Source organism: Mycobacterium sp. 155, assembly GCF_000373905.1.
Lineage (GTDB): Bacteria > Actinomycetota > Actinomycetes > Mycobacteriales > Mycobacteriaceae > Mycobacterium.
Window position 1 is genome coordinate 2482471 of record NZ_KB892705.1, and the last position, 15140, is coordinate 2497610.

The window sequence follows — 15140 nt, forward strand, 5'->3', positions numbered from 1 at the left end:
GACACTCAAATTCACTTGATCGCCACTCTAAAGCATAAGTAACCTGTTGTCCATGACCGCATCGAGAGCTGCGAAGCCCATGAGTCGGCAGAAACAAGTTGGTGACGCCCTGCGGCAAGACACGCGCAACCGTCTCCTTGAGGCCGCGGCGAGCGAGTTCCCCGCGCACGGTTACGCAGGAACGACCGTCACCCGACTCGCAGCGGCCGCCGGGGTCTCCGTCCAGACCCTCTATCTGGCGTGGGGAAGCAAGCGCGCGCTGCTCCGGGGGTATATGGAAAGGGCGATTGCAGGCGACCTCGCGTCACCGGAAGACGCCAGCCTACGATTCGCGGACTTGTCACCCCAGCAGCGGCTCGCCGAGATCGCGGCCCTTGTCACAGAAATAGCCGAACGCGCCGCGGACGGCTGGCAGCTGTACCGGGACGCCGCCGCCGTTGACCCCGAGATCGCGGCGGACTGGCAGGAGCTCCAGCGTCTGCGACACCGGACCCTTTCCAGGATCCTGGGCGACGTCCCCGTCAGCGCCCTCGCCGAGGGGCTCACACCCCAAAAGGCCATCGACACAGCGTGGGTCATAGCCAGTCCTGAGAGTTACGAGCTTCTTGTGCGGCGGCTCGGCTACACACTCGCCGAGTTCCGGGTCTGGGTGAAAGAAACCCTAGGCGCGGCCATACTGGCCTCGTAGGCGAACTTAGAACCCGACGCTAGAAATCGACGAGCATGGCTAGGGTCACAAATCCCTTGACACATCCTATGAATCGGCCCCCGGAGTATCCTCCGGGGGCCGATTCCGCTAGTAGCGGGGACAGGATTCGAACCTGCGACCTCTGGGTTATGAGCCCAGCGAGCTACCGAGCTGCTCCACCCCGCGTCGGTGAACTTAAGGTTACCGAAGCGGTTGGCACTGCACCAAATCGAGTGCTCAGAGGCCCTTTTTGGCCGAATCAGCCGTTCAAATCAGTCCCTGAAACGCACCATCTGACCGCATTGGAACAGCCCCGGCCGGGTGACACCGTTCGGCGAGGGCGGCCAGCCAGTGCCGAATGCCCTCGTCATAGATCCGGAATCATCCGTCCGGCGTCGTCCGACGGTGCGAAGTCCGGCAGCTGCCCACCGGTGGACCACGTCTGCGATGGGCACCGCCACTCCCACCACCGTCACGCCGCGTGACAGTGGGCATAGCACGCGGGGGCGACGTCCGTCACGGGCCAGCACTCCACCGATCATGTTGATGTCGACGACCGGTGACTCGCAGGACCAAATCGACAGTCTCCGAGGTTAATTCGCACAACAGCGTGCAATGTCCGGATTCGGGCGTCGTTCCACCTAGTCGGCGTACGCGGCGCGATTGCCGCCTACGGCGGCACGCCGACGGTGTCGAGTGGCGGGGTAGTGACTGCCCGCGGGAAGCCCATCGCTGAATCTACGGAAGTCGCAGGGCAATGGAGTTGAGAGGCTGGCGGGCAGTTCCACACACCACTGCTCCCACCCCTGTATCACCACAGCAACATCTGCTCCATCGAAGTCGATTGGCCCACCGTGAAATTCAGGGACAACCCGGAAGAAATCGGGACTCTCCTCGGGCGTCGCGCGAGGCAGGCCGGTCAATGACGGACGGCCTGCACTGCCCAGGGACGCGGCCAGCAGACACGTAGGTCCCCCGACAACGGCGTGTCGGGGGACCTACGTGTCTGCTCGCGAGGGAGAGGTGAGGCTACTTGGTGGTGTCGTACTTCTGCATCGCGTCGGCCAGACGCTGCAGTGCCTGGCCGTAGTTGGCGAAATCACCACTGCGCTGGGCCTCCTGGGCCGCCGACACTGCCGCGTCGATCTCCTGCAGCGCCGCCGCCTTGGCCGGCGACAACTGCACGGGCGGCTGACCCGGCACGGGCACTGACACTTCCGGTGCGCGGCCGGCCTGATCCGCCGCCGGCGGCGGTGCGGCGGTAGGCGCCTGGCCCGGCACTCCCGACTTCGCATCCGTGGGTGCGACATTCGTCGCGGTGGCACCGGCTCCTGGGCCGAACAGCTCGGTCAGTGCGTCACTGACCGTCGGGCCGTAGCCGACCTTGTCGTTGTAGAGCATCGCCACCCGGATCAGACGCGGATAGGACGACGCCGCGTCGCTGGTGCCCGGCGAAGCGTAAACCGGTGCGACATAGAGCAATCCGCCCTCACCGACTGGCAGGGTCAACAGATTGCCCCACCGGATGCGGTTCTGGTTGTCCCGACCGATCACACCGAGGTCCTGGCTCACCGCGGTATCGGTGCTGATCGCGTTGAATGCCAGCTTCGGACCGTTGACCTGACCTGGGATGGTCAGAACGGTGATCTTTCCGTAGTTCGACGGATCCGAACTGGCACTGACATAGGCGGCCAGGAAGTCACGTTGGAATCGGTTCATCGCACTCGTCAACTGGAACGACGAGGAATCGTCGTTGTTCGCAATGTCCTTGGCGACGATGTAGTACGGCGGCTGATAGCTGCTGGCGGTCGGGTTCGGATCCAGCGGCACATCCCAGAAGTCCTGCGCGGAGAAGAACGTGATCGGGTTGTCCACGTGGTAGCGAGCCAACAGGGCCCGCTGCACCTTGAACAGGTCCTCCGGGTACCGCAGATGTTCTTGCAGTTCCGGGGAGATGTCACGCTTGGGCTTGACGGTGCCCGGGAACACCTTCTCCCACGCCTGCAGCACCGGATCGCTCTCGTCCTGGGCGTAGAGGGTGACCGTGCCGTCGTACGCGTCGACAGTGGCCTTGACCGAGTTACGGATGTAGGACACCTTCTTGTCCGGCGCCAACCGGTTGACCGCCACCTCGTTGGAATCCGCGGTCGCGCTCGACAGCGTCGTCAACTCCGAATACGGATAGTTGTCCAGCGTGGTGTAGCCGTCGACGATCCACACCATGCGTCGGTTGACGATCGCCGGGTACACGCTGGTGTCGGTGGTCAGCCACGGAGCCACCGCTTGCACCCGCTTGGCCGGATCGCGGTTGAACAGGATCTTGCTGTTCGCGCCGATCACGTTGGAGAACAAGAAGTTCCGCTCGGCGAACTTGGCCGCGAACACACTGCGCGACAACCAGTTGCCGATCGGAACGCCACCCTTGCCCTCATAGGTGTAGTTCTTGGTCTCGGTGTTGGTCTCGTAGTCGTATTCACGGTCGGGGCCGTTGCTGCCGACAATCGCGTAGTCAGCGGGCGCATTGGCGATCACCGGACCGAAGTACACCCGCGGCTGATCCAGCGGAGCCGGACCAGGCGACACCACGCTGCCGTTGGCACCCACGACACTGGCCAAAAACTCGGGATAGCCACCATTCTGGTTGGGATCGTTGGCGATCCCGCGCACGGTGTTGGCCGGCGAGGCGATGAACCCGTTGCCGTGGGTGTACACCGAGTGGCGGTTGATCCAGTCCCGCTGGTTGTCGATCAGGCGGTCCGGGTTGAGTTCGCGGGCGGCCACCACATAGTCCCGCAAGTTACCGTCGGGGCCGATGTAGCGGTCGATGGACAGCTGATCGGGGAAGTAGTAGAAGTTCTTGCCCTGCTGGAACTGGGTGAACGCCGGGCTCACTATGGTCGGGTCGAGCAGCCGGATGTTCGATGTGGTCGCCCGGTCCGCCGCAACCTGGGCCGCCGTCGTCTGCCCGTTGCTCTCGTAGTTGCGGTAGGTCACGGTGTCACTGGTAAGACCGTAGGCCTGCCTGGTCGCCGTGATGCTGCGGCTGATGTACTCGCTTTCCTTCTGCGCCGCGTTGGGCTTGACGCTGAACTGCTCGACGATCAACGGCCACCCTGCGCCGACGACCAGGGAGCTCAACAGCAACAGCACCACGCCGATCGCGGGGATCCGCAAGTCCCGCAATACGATTGCCGAGAACACCGCCAAGGCACAGATCACGGCAATGGCCAGCAGGATGAGCTTGGCGGGCAACACCGCGTTGATGTCGGTGTAGCCGGCACCGGTGAACGGCTTGGCCGAACGGGTGACGCTGAGCAGCTCGTAGCGGTCCATCCAGTAGGCGACCGCCTTGAGCAGGATCAGCGTGCCGCCGAGGCTGATCAGCTGGATACGAGCCGAGCGGCTCAGCGCGCCGGTACGCCCGGACAGCCGGATACCACCGAACAGGTAGTGGCCCAGCAGGTTTGCGATGAACGCCAAGAACGTCGCGACGAACAGGTAGGTGAGGATCAGCCGGTAGAACGGCAGATCGAACGCATAAAACCCGAGATCGCGCCCGAATTGCGGGTCCGTAACCCCGAATTCGCCGCCGTGCAGGAACAACTGGACCCGCACCCAGTAGGTCTGGGCGACGATGCCGGCCAACAAGCCGATGAACACCGGAACGCCGATGCCGAACAGCCGCAGGCGCGCCAGCACCGCACTGCGGTACCGGGCCACCGGGTCATTGGGCCCGGTGGCGGGAACGAACACCGGGCGCGTGCGGTAGGCCAGCGCCAGCCCGCCGAACACGATTGCACCGAGCACCACTCCGGCAACGAGGAACACGATGAGGCGAGTGGCGAGCACTGTGGTGAACACCGACCGGTAGCCGAGTTCACCGAACCACAACCAATCGACGTAGGTGTCGATGAAGCGCGGCCCGATCAGCAATAGCAGCACCACCACGAGTGCCAGCCCGATCAGAACCCGGCTTCGTCGCGTCAGCTTCGGCATCCTTGCCGCGGGCCGCATACCCACTCGTCAACTCCAGTCTCGGGTTCCCGGATTACTGGCCTGCCTGTCCGGCCTGCCGGATTTCCCACAACTCTAGTCAGGTCCCCCGTGGTAGCGGTTCAGCAGCGCGGAGGTTCGCCACCGGCAGAAAGCGTGTGCAAGGCGTCGACGGCCTCGGTGAGCGTGTCGACCTTCACCAGTTCCATGCCGTCCTGCTGTGCCGAGCGGGCCTCGGCACAGTTCTCTGCGGGCACGAGGAACACCGTGGCGCCGGCTTCGTGGGCGGCCAGCATCTTGTGGGTGATGCCACCGATCGACCCGACCTTGCCGTCACCCGTGATGGTGCCGGTGCCTGCGATGAACTTGCCGTCGTTGAGATCGCCCGTGCTCAGCTTGTCCACCACGGCCAGGCTGAACATCAGGCCCGCTGACGGGCCGCCGATGTTGGCCAGGTTGAAGGTGATGTCGAACGGCGCCCACGGAGCTTCGAGTACGCCTACTCCCAGGAAGCCGTAGTCGCGGTCCGGGTTGTGGCCCAGGGTGATGGTGGCCGTGCCGGCGGGAGCGTTCTTGCGGCGGTAGTCGATGACGATGGTGTCCCCTGGTTTGGTCGTCTTGAGCAGCGTTTGGAACTCATCAAGGTTGGCCACCGGCTTACCGTTGACCCCGCCGATCGCGTCGCCGACCTGCAGCTTGCCCGCCGAGGGGCCCGGGTCGGTCACGCTCTGCACGGTCACCGCCATCGGGTACTTCAGGAACGACAGCGCGGCATACTCGGCGTTGTCCTCGGAGCGCTTGAAATCGCTGGTATTGGCCTTGTCGATCTCGTCCTTGGACTTGTCCGGCGGGTACACCAGGTCACGCGGCACCAACTGTTCGCGGCCCGACATCCACAGCGTCAGAGCCTGGCCCAGGGTCAACCCGTCGCGCTGAGAGACTGTCGTCATGTTCAGGTGCCCTGACGTCGGGTGCACTCGGGCGTCAGGGCCCTCGATGTCGACGACTTGTTTGCCTTCCACCTCACCGAGGGTGTTGAAGGTCGGACCAGGCCCCAAAGACACGAAGGGCACCTTCACCACTGAGAGCAGCACACCGAAGGCCAAAATCGGCACCAGAGCCACCACCAGCGTCAAAATCCGCCTGTTCACGCCGCCAACAGTAAAGCCTGCGGCGTCAGGTTCACTGACAGCATGACCCACAGCGCCGCGAGTCCACCCTGTAGTGAGTACCGTTGGGGATATGGCTGACCTGCCCTTCGGCTTCTCCGCCGGGGACGACCCCGAGCGCGACAAGCGCAAGAAAGACCCAGATCCGGGATCCGGATCCGGCCCTGGCTCTGATCCGTTCGGTTTCGGCGCCGGGGGCGCCGGCTTCGATATGGGTGACCTGGGCCAGATCTTCACCAAGCTCGGCGAGATGTTCAGCGGAGCAGGCACAGCGATGGCCGGCGGCGGTCAGTCCGGCCCGGTGAACTACGACCTGGCCCGCCAGTTGGCGTCGAACTCGATCGGCTTCGTCGCCCCGGTGCCCGACCAGACCAAAGGCGCCGTCGCCGACGCGGTCCGGCTTGCCGAAACCTGGCTTGACGGTGTCACGGCACTGCCTGCCGGAACCAGCCACACGGTCGCGTGGACGCCGAGCGATTGGCTCGACAACACGATGGACACCTGGAAGCGGCTCTGCAATCCGGTGGCCGAGCAGATTTCGACTGTGTGGGCTTCTGCGTTGCCCGAGGAAGCCCAGAGTATGGCGGGCCCGCTGCTGGCGATGATGTCGCAGATGGGCGGCATGGCCTTCGGTTCGCAGCTCGGCCAGGCCTTGGGCAAGTTGTCTCGGGAGGTGCTGACCTCGACCGACATCGGACTGCCGCTGGGCCCCAAAGGGGTGGCCGCGCTCATGCCGGAGGCCATCGAATCGCTCTCGGAGGGCCTGGAGCGCCCGCGCAGCGAGATCCTGACGTTCCTGGCTGCCCGAGAAGCCGCGCATCACCGGCTGTTCAGCCACGTGCCGTGGCTCTCCAGTCAGTTGCTGGGCGCAGTCGAGGCGTTCGCCAAGGGCATGAAGGTCGACATGTCGGGCATGGAGGATCTCGCTAAGGGGTTCAACCCGGCCTCGTTGTCAGATCCGTCCGAGATGGAGCAGCTGCTCAGCCAGGGCATGTTCGAACCCAAAGCAACACCCGAGCAGGAAGCCGCCTTGGAGCGGCTGGAAACCCTGCTCGCGTTGATCGAGGGCTGGGTGCAGACCGTGGTGTCCGCGGCACTGGGTGACCGGATTCCCGGCACCGAGGCGCTGTCCGAGATGCTGCGCCGACGGCGGGCCACCGGCGGCCCGGCCGAGCGAACCTTCGCCACGCTCGTCGGCCTGGAACTGCGGCCGCGCAAGATGCGCGAGGCAGCAGCGCTGTGGGAACGGCTGACCGAGGCGGTTGGCTCCGACGCCCGCGACGGCGTATGGCAACATCCCGACCTGCTGCCCGACGCGTCCGATCTCGACGAACCCGCCGGTTTCATCGACCGGGTGATCGGCGGCGACATCAGTGGAATCGACAGTGCGTTCGAGCAAGCGATCGCCGATCTGCAGAAGGAACAGGGCGAGGGTCCCGAACGCCCCGACGAGTCCTGAGGCCTGTGGATAACTGACCGGGCGGTGCCTCGGGTCGTGGCAGAGTCATGTCATGACGACGCGGTATGTGCTGGCAGCCGGTCGGCCCGTGCTGCTGCGGCCCGACGGAACAGTCCAGGTGGGCTGGGACCCCCGTCGCGCGGTGCTCGTCCGCCCGCCCGGGTCGATGACGCAAGCCCAGCTCGCCGGACTGCTGCGCACCCTGCAGGGCAGTGGCGCCTCCCGAGACGAACTTGCCGCTGCTGCAACACAATTCAAATCGGCCGAGGCCGTCGATGAGGTGATTCGCGCGTTGACCGACGCGGGCATCGTCACCGTCGAATCACCGCACCCGTCACGCACCGCATCGGTGCGCATCCACGGCCGGGGACCGCTCTCGGAACTGCTTACCAGCTCCTTGCGCTGCTCGGGCGCACGGGTCCGGCACACCAGCCGACCGCACGCAGCGGCCGTACCCGATGCCACCGACCTCGTGGTACTCGCCGACTACCAAGTCACCGAACCACGGATGGTGCGCGAACTGCACGAGGCTCGGGTTGCACATCTGCCGGTGCGGCTGCGCGACGGCGCCGGATTGGTCGGCCCGCTCGTCATCCCGGGGTTGACAAGTTGCCTGCAGTGCGCCGACCTGCACCGCAGCGAGCGGGACGCGGCATGGCCGGCCCTCGCGGCGCAGCTGCGCGGCACGGTCGGTACCGCCGGGCGCGCGACGATCCTGGCCACCGCGGCGCTGGCGCTGCGCCAGATAGATCTGGTGATCCAGGCAGTAAGGGAGGCCGATGCGCCGCGACGCGCCCCCGCACCGCCGCCGACGCTGGACACCACGCTCGAACTCGACGCCGACGGCTACTCGATCACCGCGCGTCGTTGGTCACGCCACCCTGACTGTCCGTGTTGAAAACGTACGCTGCCGCTGAATTGTGGCTCGTTCAGCGCCGTCGTGGATGATGGACTGGTGTCTGACATCAAACGGGGAAGCGTCGCACGCAACGCCAAGCTCGCGGGCTTGGCGGGCGGCATGGCCGGCCGGGCGGCGCTCGGCTTGGGCAAACGCCTGACCGGTAAGTCCAAAGACGAGGTCACCGCCGAGTTGATGGACAAGGCCGCACAGCAATTGTTCACCGTGCTGGGTGAGCTCAAGGGCGGCGCGATGAAGGTCGGACAGGCCCTTTCGGTGATGGAAGCCGCCATACCTGAGCAGTATGGCAAACCGTATCGCGAGGCACTGACCAAGCTGCAGAAGGACGCTCCCCCATTGCCGGCAGCGAAGGTGCACCGGGTGCTCGACGGCCAACTGGGCACTAAGTGGCGGGACCGGTTCACCTCGTTCGACGACGCTCCGGTCGCCTCGGCGAGCATCGGCCAGGTGCACAAGGGCATTTGGTCCGACGGCCGCGAGGTAGCGATCAAGATCCAGTACCCGGGCGCCGACGAGGCGCTGCGCGCCGACTTGAAGACCATCCAACGACTCGTCAGCGTGTTCAAACAGCTGGCGCCCGGCGCCGACATCCAGGGCATCGTCGATGAACTCACCGAGCGCACCGAGATGGAACTGGACTACCGGCTGGAAGCTGAAAACCAGCGCGCCTTCGCCAAGGCGTACCGCAACGATCCGCACTTCGCCGTACCCGCCGTAGTCGCCAGCGCGCCCAAAGTCGTCATCGCGGAATGGATGGACGGCATCCCCATGTCGGTGATCATCCGCGGCGGTACCCCCGAACAGCGCGACCTCATGGGTACTCGCTTGAGCGAACTGACCTTCGACGCGCCTGCGCGGCTGGAGATGATGCACGGCGACGCGCACCCGGGCAACTTCATGCTGCTGCCTGACGGCCGTATGGGTGTCATCGACTTCGGCGCCGTCGCCCCGATGCCCGGCGGATTCCCGTCCGCGTTGGGGCGGACGATCCGGCTGGCCCGCGACCAGAACTACGATCAGCTGCTGCCCGCGATGGAGGAAGCCGGATTCATCCAACGGGGCCAACAAGTTTCGGTTCAGGAAATCGACGACATGCTGCGCCAGTACGTCGAGCCGGTCGAGGTCGACGTGTTCCACTACACGCGTCGCTGGATCCAGCGCATGGCAGCGGGTCAGTTGGACAACTCGGTGGCACAGCTCAAGATGGCCCGCCAGCTCGACCTGCCGGTCAATCTGGCCATCCCGCTGCGCGTGATCGCCTCGACTATCGCCATCTGCTGTCAGCTTGATGCCCATGTGCCGGTGAAATCCATTGCCACCGCACTGGTTCCGGGATTCGCGGAAGAAGCTGCCTGACACTGGGGCAGGCGGGGCTATGACCGTGGGACGGACGAGGCGCGGACGGACGGGATGGACCTGCCGCGGCATCACGCCGCGGCCGGATTGCTTCCGACGTCCTTACGCGGGCGGCCACGCGGCCGTTTCCGGGCGACGATGCTGCCGCGGTCGAGGATTTCACCGCCCCACACCCCCCACGGCTCCTGCCGCTCCAACGCTGCGGCCAGGCACTCGTTGCGGATCGGACAGTCCGCGCACAACGCCTTGGCGCGCTCGAGGTCGACGGGGCTCTCGGCGAACCACAGATCCGGATCCTCGAGGTGGCACGGCACCGCCGGCAGTCGCTTCTCGCATGTCACCGGCGTGAACCCCGTCTCCGGAGCGTTCATCGCAATGGACATGTGCATATCCCCTGCTTCCTGGTCGTAGATTTCGGCGATCGATCTGTCTTGTGATGGATCTACGACCAGATTCCTCGGGGAAACCGACAAATATGGCCACGGATCCGGTTGACTGCGGGTCCGTGGCCATTAGGCGGTGACGAGAGCTCTACCTAGGAGCGCTCCAATCCACGGACGCGCGGAGCACGGCGGCGGGGCGGCGCTTGCGCTGCGGGGCAATGCCCGCGACGGGCGGCCACACGGCGTTGGCGACGGGCAGATGCCGCTCGGCCGGGACCGCAGCAGCGGCGACCATGCCAACACGGGCAACGGCCGCCAACCCAGCATGGGCAGGGGCTACGGCATAGCTGGTACGGAAGGAGGGCATGCTTGTGACCGCGACACCGCTGACTTTGATGTTGCTAATCATTTCGGGCATCCTCCTTCCATCTCGTCACCAGAGTTATTGACTTTGAGGCTAAAGCCTAACAGCCAATTATGACAACCTATTTTCTACCTGCGGTTTTGGCGTGATCTTTACGATTTCTGACGGCCCTTCACCAATGCCAGTACATCGGCGCCGTACTGCTCGAGCTTGCGGGCACCGATGCCGGGGATGGACACCAGAGCAGCGTCGTCAGTGGGTTGCGACTCGGCGATGGCGATCAGCGTGTTGTCGGTGAACACGACGTAGGCCGGGACCTTCATCTCCTTGGAGACGCGCAGCCGCCAGTCTTTGAGCTCGGTCAGCAACTCCTCATCGAGGTTGGCCGGACACGTTTCGCAGCGCCGCAGCATGATCGCCGGTGACGTGGTCAGGGTGGCGTTGCATACCCGGCAGCGCGGAGTGGCGCCGCGTTGGCGGCGGTTGCGGTCGGGGGCGGCCGGTGTGCTCGAGAGCTGAGGCGCGATGCCGTTGAGAAAGCGCGACGGCCGTCGCCCCTGTCGCCCGCCCGGAGTACGGGCCAGCGCCCAACTCAACGCCAGGTGTATCCGCGCCCGGGTCACCCCGACGTAGAGCAGCCGGCGTTCTTCCTCCACCGGCTCACTGTCCGGGCCGTGTGTCAGGGCGTGCGAAATCGGTAGCGTGCCATCCGCTAGACCGACCAGGAACACCGCGTCCCATTCCAGGCCCTTGGCCGCGTGCAGGGACGCCAACGTCACGCCCTGCACAACCGGTGGGTGCCGGGCGTCGGCGCGTTGACGCAGTTCGGCGACCAGGGTTCGCATATCCAGGTCGGGACGCAGCGCGACCTCCTCGTCGACGAGTTCGGCCAGTGCGCCGAGCGCTTCCCAGCGCTCGCGGGCCCGGGTACCTGCGGGAGGTTCGGCCGTCAAACCGAGTGGCTCGAGCAGTTGGCGCACCAGCGCGGCCAGATCGTCGGTTTCGGCACCGCGCTCGGCGCTGCGCTGCAACGCCACCAGGGCCTGGCGGATCTCCTGACGGCTGAAGAAGCCCTCGCCACCACGCACCTGGAAGGCGATCCCAGCCTCGGTCAGCGCCTCCTCGTACACCTCAGATTGAGCATTGATCCGGTACAGCACCGCGATTTCGGCAGGCGCCGTTCCCGATTCGATCAGCTTCTTGATCGAGCGGGCCACCGCAGTAGCCTCGGCGACCTCGTCGGGGTGTTCGGAAAAGGTCGGCGCGGGGCCGGGATCGCGTTGCCCCACCAGATGCAACTTGCTACCCGCCATGCGGCCCCGCGCAGCGGCGATCACCCGGTTGGCCAGCGACACCACCTGCGGGGTGGACCGGTAGTCACGCTCCAGGCGCACCACCGCGGCGTCGGGAAACCGCCGCGAGAAGTCGAGTAGATACCGCGGCGTGGCGCCGGTGAACGAGTAGATGGTCTGGTTGGCGTCACCGACGACGGTGAGATCGTCACGATCCCCGAGCCAGGCGTCGAGCACCCGCTGCTGTAGCGGGGTGACATCCTGATATTCGTCGACGACGAAGCAGCGGTAGCGGTCGCGGAACTCCTGCGCGACGGCGGAGTCGTTCTCGATGGCCGCGGCCGTGTGCAGCAGCAGATCGTCGAAGTCCAGCAGCGTGGTGTCGTCGCGGCGGGCCTTGAGTGACTCGTAGCCCGCGTAGACAGCAGACACCCTCGCCGCGTCGAACGGTATGTCGCGGCCGACCTCGGCGACGGCTGCGGGATATCCCTCCGGCGTGATCAAAGATGCTTTGGCCCATTCGATTTCGCCGGCCAGGTCTCGCACGTCGTCAGTACTGGTCTGCATGCCCGACCGGCTGGCGGCCTGAGCGACGACGGAGAACTTGCTGTCGAGCAACTCCCAGCCGGTGGTACCGACCAGGCGCGGCCAGAAGTACTGCAGTTGCCTGCGGGCCGCCGCGTGGAACGTCACCGCCTGGACAGTGCCGGTGGGCACCCCGGACTCCTGTCCGAGCGCCCGCAACCGGCCTCGCATCTCCCCCGCCGCACGAGCGGTGAAGGTCACCGCGAGTACCTGGCTGGCCGCGACATGCCCGGCGGCGACGAGGTGCGCGATCCGGCGGGTGATGGTGCGGGTCTTTCCGGTACCCGCGCCGGCCAGCACACACACCGGGCCGCGCGCGGCGAGCACGGCCTCGCGTTGTTCATCGTCGAGATCGTCCAGGGTTGCGACGGGGGCCTGCGACGACATGGGGTCCATGATGGCAGCCACAGGCGACATGAGCAGGCATCCGGTGCCGGGACGCCGCATGTCGGGCCTGTGACCAGCGGAGATCAGTTATGCATAAGTGGCGGTCGCGGTGGCGTGAACGGCGCCCGCACCCGACACCACGCTGAGTCTTACCGTGGTGTCGCCGTCGCCCTGCCCATTTCGCTCCTCACGTGCGCAGGGTTCCTTTCGCTCCTCACGTGCGCCCGGTTCATCTCGCTCCTCACGTGCGCCCGGTTCCCCCTGCACCCGGATCCGGTCACCCAGGAAAACCGGGCGACGCAACCGGAAGTCGAACCGAGCCACACTGCGCCGCGGTCCGTGCGCCCGCAGCAGTTCGGCCATGTAGATCGCCAGCAACGGACCGTGCACCACGAGCGCCGGGAACCCTTCGGTGCCCGTGGTGTACGGCTCGTCGTAGTGGATGCGGTGGGCGTTGGCGGTCAGCGCACTGAACCTGAACAGCAGCGCGGGATTGGGTACCGGCTCAGCTGCCCACGGAGTCGATTGCGCGGCAAGAGGTTCGGTGGTGCGGGTGAACGACGTGGCGGTTCCCGCGTCGCTGCGATACACCAGGTCCTGCTCCTCGACCAGGCGCACCGCCGGACCCTGGCGGTAGCTACTGCGCACGGTGACGAACAACAGTTCACCGGTACTGCCGTGTTTGACAGCGGTGCCCGTGACCTCGGAACGACGCACGGCCGACTCCCCCAACAGCAACGGAGAACTGATCGATATCCGGCCCCCGGCGAACATGCGGCGGCGGTTCGGGATCGGCGGCAGGAAGTGGCCGTCGTGGGGATGCCCATCGGCTCCGAGCTCGACTGTTCTCGGCCATTCGGGAAAGTAGATCCACTGCCACAGCGGCGGTAGTGCGGAGCCGACGGCGAAGCGGTCGTCGAGGTCGAGGGTCGCGGCCAGATCTGTGGCTTGCTTGGGGGCCAGCGGATCCGACGATTCGACCGGCTCGGGCGACCAATCGGCGATGTAGCGCAGCGTGTCTGAGGTCTCAAAAGACATGTCGACTCCTCGAATCACAGCGGCGGCGTACTCGGTCAACGCGTCGTCCCGGTGCTGCACCGAGCCGCGCTCCGAATACCATGCCAGCGCGCATCACCACTGTGACAGCCCCGCAGACGAACACGCTACGGCGACAAGGAATCCAGGTATTCCGAGATCCAGTCATGCTCGGCCCTGTCCCAACACTGCATTAGCAACTTACCGCTGAGCAGGAAGCCACCGGCGGTTCGGCTACGTTGTGTGGACTATGACTGCTACGTCCTCCGACCTGACCATGTACACGACCAGTTGGTGCGGCTACTGCCGGCGCCTGAAGACAGCGCTGCGGGCCGAAGGCATCGGCTGGACCGAAATCGACATCGAGGCCGACCCCGCCGCCGCGGAGTTCGTGGGTTCGGTCAACGGAGGCAACCATGTGGTGCCGACGGTGAAGTTCGCCGACGGATCGACGCTGACCAACCCGAGCATCAAGCAGGTCAAGGCCAAATTGGGCTAGTCGCCGCTTCTCGCGAACAGACGCTGCGGTCCGCGACACGCGGCTTTTCCGGTACCGCCGTGTCTGCTCGCGGTGAGAACGTCAGTCGAGCGCGGCCCAGGATTCGATGATCTCGCGCGCAATGGAGATCGAGCCCGGCAGCAGCAGCCGCGATGACGAATCGACCGAACTCCAGTCGCCGTACTCGAGGGCGTGACGGATCTCAGCCCGGGTGAACCAACCGGCTTCGGCGATCTCGCCATCGGTAAAGGCGAACGGCTGCTCGGGATCACCGATCGCGTGGAAACCGACCATCAACGACCGCGGGAACGGCCACGGCTGGCTGCCCAGATACTGCACATTGGTGACGGTCAGCCCGATCTCCTCGGCGATCTCGCGCACCACGCAGGTCTCGAAGGATTCCCCGGCCTCGACGAATCCGGCGAGAATCGAGAACAACCGTTCGGGCCAGACCGCCTGACGAGCCAGCACCGCGCGGTCATGGCCGTCGTGCACCAGGCAGATCACCGCAGGATCGATGCGGGGATATTCCTCGTGACCACTGGCGGCGTTGACCCGAGCCCAGCCGGCCTTGACCGATTTGGTCGCCGCGCCGTCGACCGCGCTGAACCGCGCGCGGTCGTGCCAGTTCAGCAACGCCGTCGCAGTCGCCACCAGTTGGGCGCTGGTGTCATGGAACACCGAGCCGGCCCGGCGCAGATCCAGCACCTCGGTTTCAGCGCCGGGGTCCTCGGGTGCCTCCACCGCACCGCGCACCGCCCAGACATGTCTGCCGTCGTAGAGGCGGCCCAGGAACACGGCATGCTCCGGAGGCGTGTCGGCAATCGCCGAGGCCTTGCCCAACACCACCTTGCCCTGCGAAATCAGCACCTGGTTGCGGTGGTCGACGCACAGCAGCAACGCGTCGGCCCAGCCGGCGATCGCCGCGTCGATGTCGGTGCGCACGGTGTCGGCGCGGTCGGCCCCGACCCGGGACAGCAGTGGGACGTTGCGCAGGCGGAAGTCCATCAA

General features: G+C 65.8%; 12 protein-coding genes and 1 tRNA gene. 5 read left to right on the forward strand and 8 right to left on the reverse strand.

The window, feature by feature from the left end:
- Window positions 1–52: 52 nt before the first annotated feature.
- Window positions 53–688, forward strand: coding sequence for a TetR/AcrR family transcriptional regulator (locus tag B133_RS0111850; protein WP_026256304.1), 636 nt, complete (start codon window positions 53–55; stop codon window positions 686–688).
- Between the two features lie 112 nt (window positions 689–800).
- On the opposite strand, the gene B133_RS0111855 is transcribed toward B133_RS0111850, so the two are convergent.
- From B133_RS0111855 to B133_RS0111865, 3 genes are all read right to left on the reverse strand, one after another.
- Window positions 801–874 (reverse strand) — tRNA-Met (locus B133_RS0111855).
- Between the two features lie 843 nt (window positions 875–1717).
- The gene (locus tag B133_RS0111860) at window positions 1718–4708 is read right to left on the reverse strand and encodes a UPF0182 family protein (protein WP_026256305.1); all 2991 of its coding nucleotides are present in this window, start codon (window positions 4706–4708) and stop codon (window positions 1718–1720) included.
- Between the two features lie 95 nt (window positions 4709–4803).
- Window positions 4804–5832: a PDZ domain-containing protein gene (locus B133_RS0111865; protein ID WP_018601324.1), complete on the reverse strand. Its 1029-nt coding sequence runs from the start codon at window positions 5830–5832 to the stop codon at window positions 4804–4806.
- A gap of 73 nt (window positions 5833–5905) precedes the next feature.
- Between B133_RS0111865 and B133_RS0111870 the strand changes: the two genes are divergently transcribed.
- The 3 genes from B133_RS0111870 to B133_RS0111880 are packed head-to-tail and all read left to right on the forward strand — an operon-like array spanning window position 5906 to window position 9584.
- Complete coding sequence (locus B133_RS0111870) at window positions 5906–7309, forward strand: zinc-dependent metalloprotease (protein WP_369751449.1); 1404 nt, start codon at window positions 5906–5908, stop codon at window positions 7307–7309.
- A 52-nt stretch (window positions 7310–7361) separates the two neighbouring features.
- Complete coding sequence (locus B133_RS0111875; RefSeq protein ID WP_018601326.1) at window positions 7362–8207, forward strand: hypothetical protein; 846 nt, start codon at window positions 7362–7364, stop codon at window positions 8205–8207.
- Between the two features lie 42 nt (window positions 8208–8249).
- A complete protein-coding gene (locus tag B133_RS0111880; RefSeq protein ID WP_018601327.1) occupies window positions 8250–9584 on the forward strand; it encodes an AarF/ABC1/UbiB kinase family protein in 1335 nt (444 codons plus the stop codon).
- A gap of 71 nt (window positions 9585–9655) precedes the next feature.
- On the opposite strand, the gene B133_RS0111885 is transcribed toward B133_RS0111880, so the two are convergent.
- The 4 genes from B133_RS0111885 to B133_RS0111900 all read right to left on the reverse strand — a co-directional run bounded on the left by B133_RS0111885 (window position 9656) and on the right by B133_RS0111900 (window position 13633).
- Window positions 9656–9973, reverse strand: coding sequence for a WhiB family transcriptional regulator (locus B133_RS0111885; protein WP_018601328.1), 318 nt, complete (start codon window positions 9971–9973; stop codon window positions 9656–9658).
- 142 nt (window positions 9974–10115) lie between these two features.
- Complete coding sequence (locus B133_RS0111890; protein ID WP_232423287.1) at window positions 10116–10376, reverse strand: hypothetical protein; 261 nt, start codon at window positions 10374–10376, stop codon at window positions 10116–10118.
- A gap of 107 nt (window positions 10377–10483) precedes the next feature.
- Window positions 10484–12595: an ATP-dependent DNA helicase UvrD2 gene (locus B133_RS0111895; protein ID WP_036419170.1), complete on the reverse strand. Its 2112-nt coding sequence runs from the start codon at window positions 12593–12595 to the stop codon at window positions 10484–10486.
- A gap of 87 nt (window positions 12596–12682) precedes the next feature.
- Window positions 12683–13633, reverse strand: a complete 951-nt coding sequence (locus tag B133_RS0111900) for a MaoC/PaaZ C-terminal domain-containing protein (RefSeq protein WP_026256308.1) — start codon at window positions 13631–13633, stop codon at window positions 12683–12685.
- Window positions 13634–13880: 247 nt separating this feature from the next.
- Between B133_RS0111900 and B133_RS0111905 the strand changes: the two genes are divergently transcribed.
- A complete protein-coding gene (locus tag B133_RS0111905) occupies window positions 13881–14129 on the forward strand; it encodes a mycoredoxin (protein ID WP_018601332.1) in 249 nt (82 codons plus the stop codon).
- Between the two features lie 81 nt (window positions 14130–14210).
- Here the strand turns inward: B133_RS0111905 and nudC are convergent, their stop codons facing one another.
- Window positions 14211–15137 (reverse strand): NAD(+) diphosphatase, encoded by a 927-nt coding sequence (nudC, locus tag B133_RS0111910; RefSeq protein ID WP_018601334.1) that lies wholly within the window; start codon window positions 15135–15137, stop codon window positions 14211–14213.
- Between the last annotated feature and the right edge of the window lie 3 nt (window positions 15138–15140).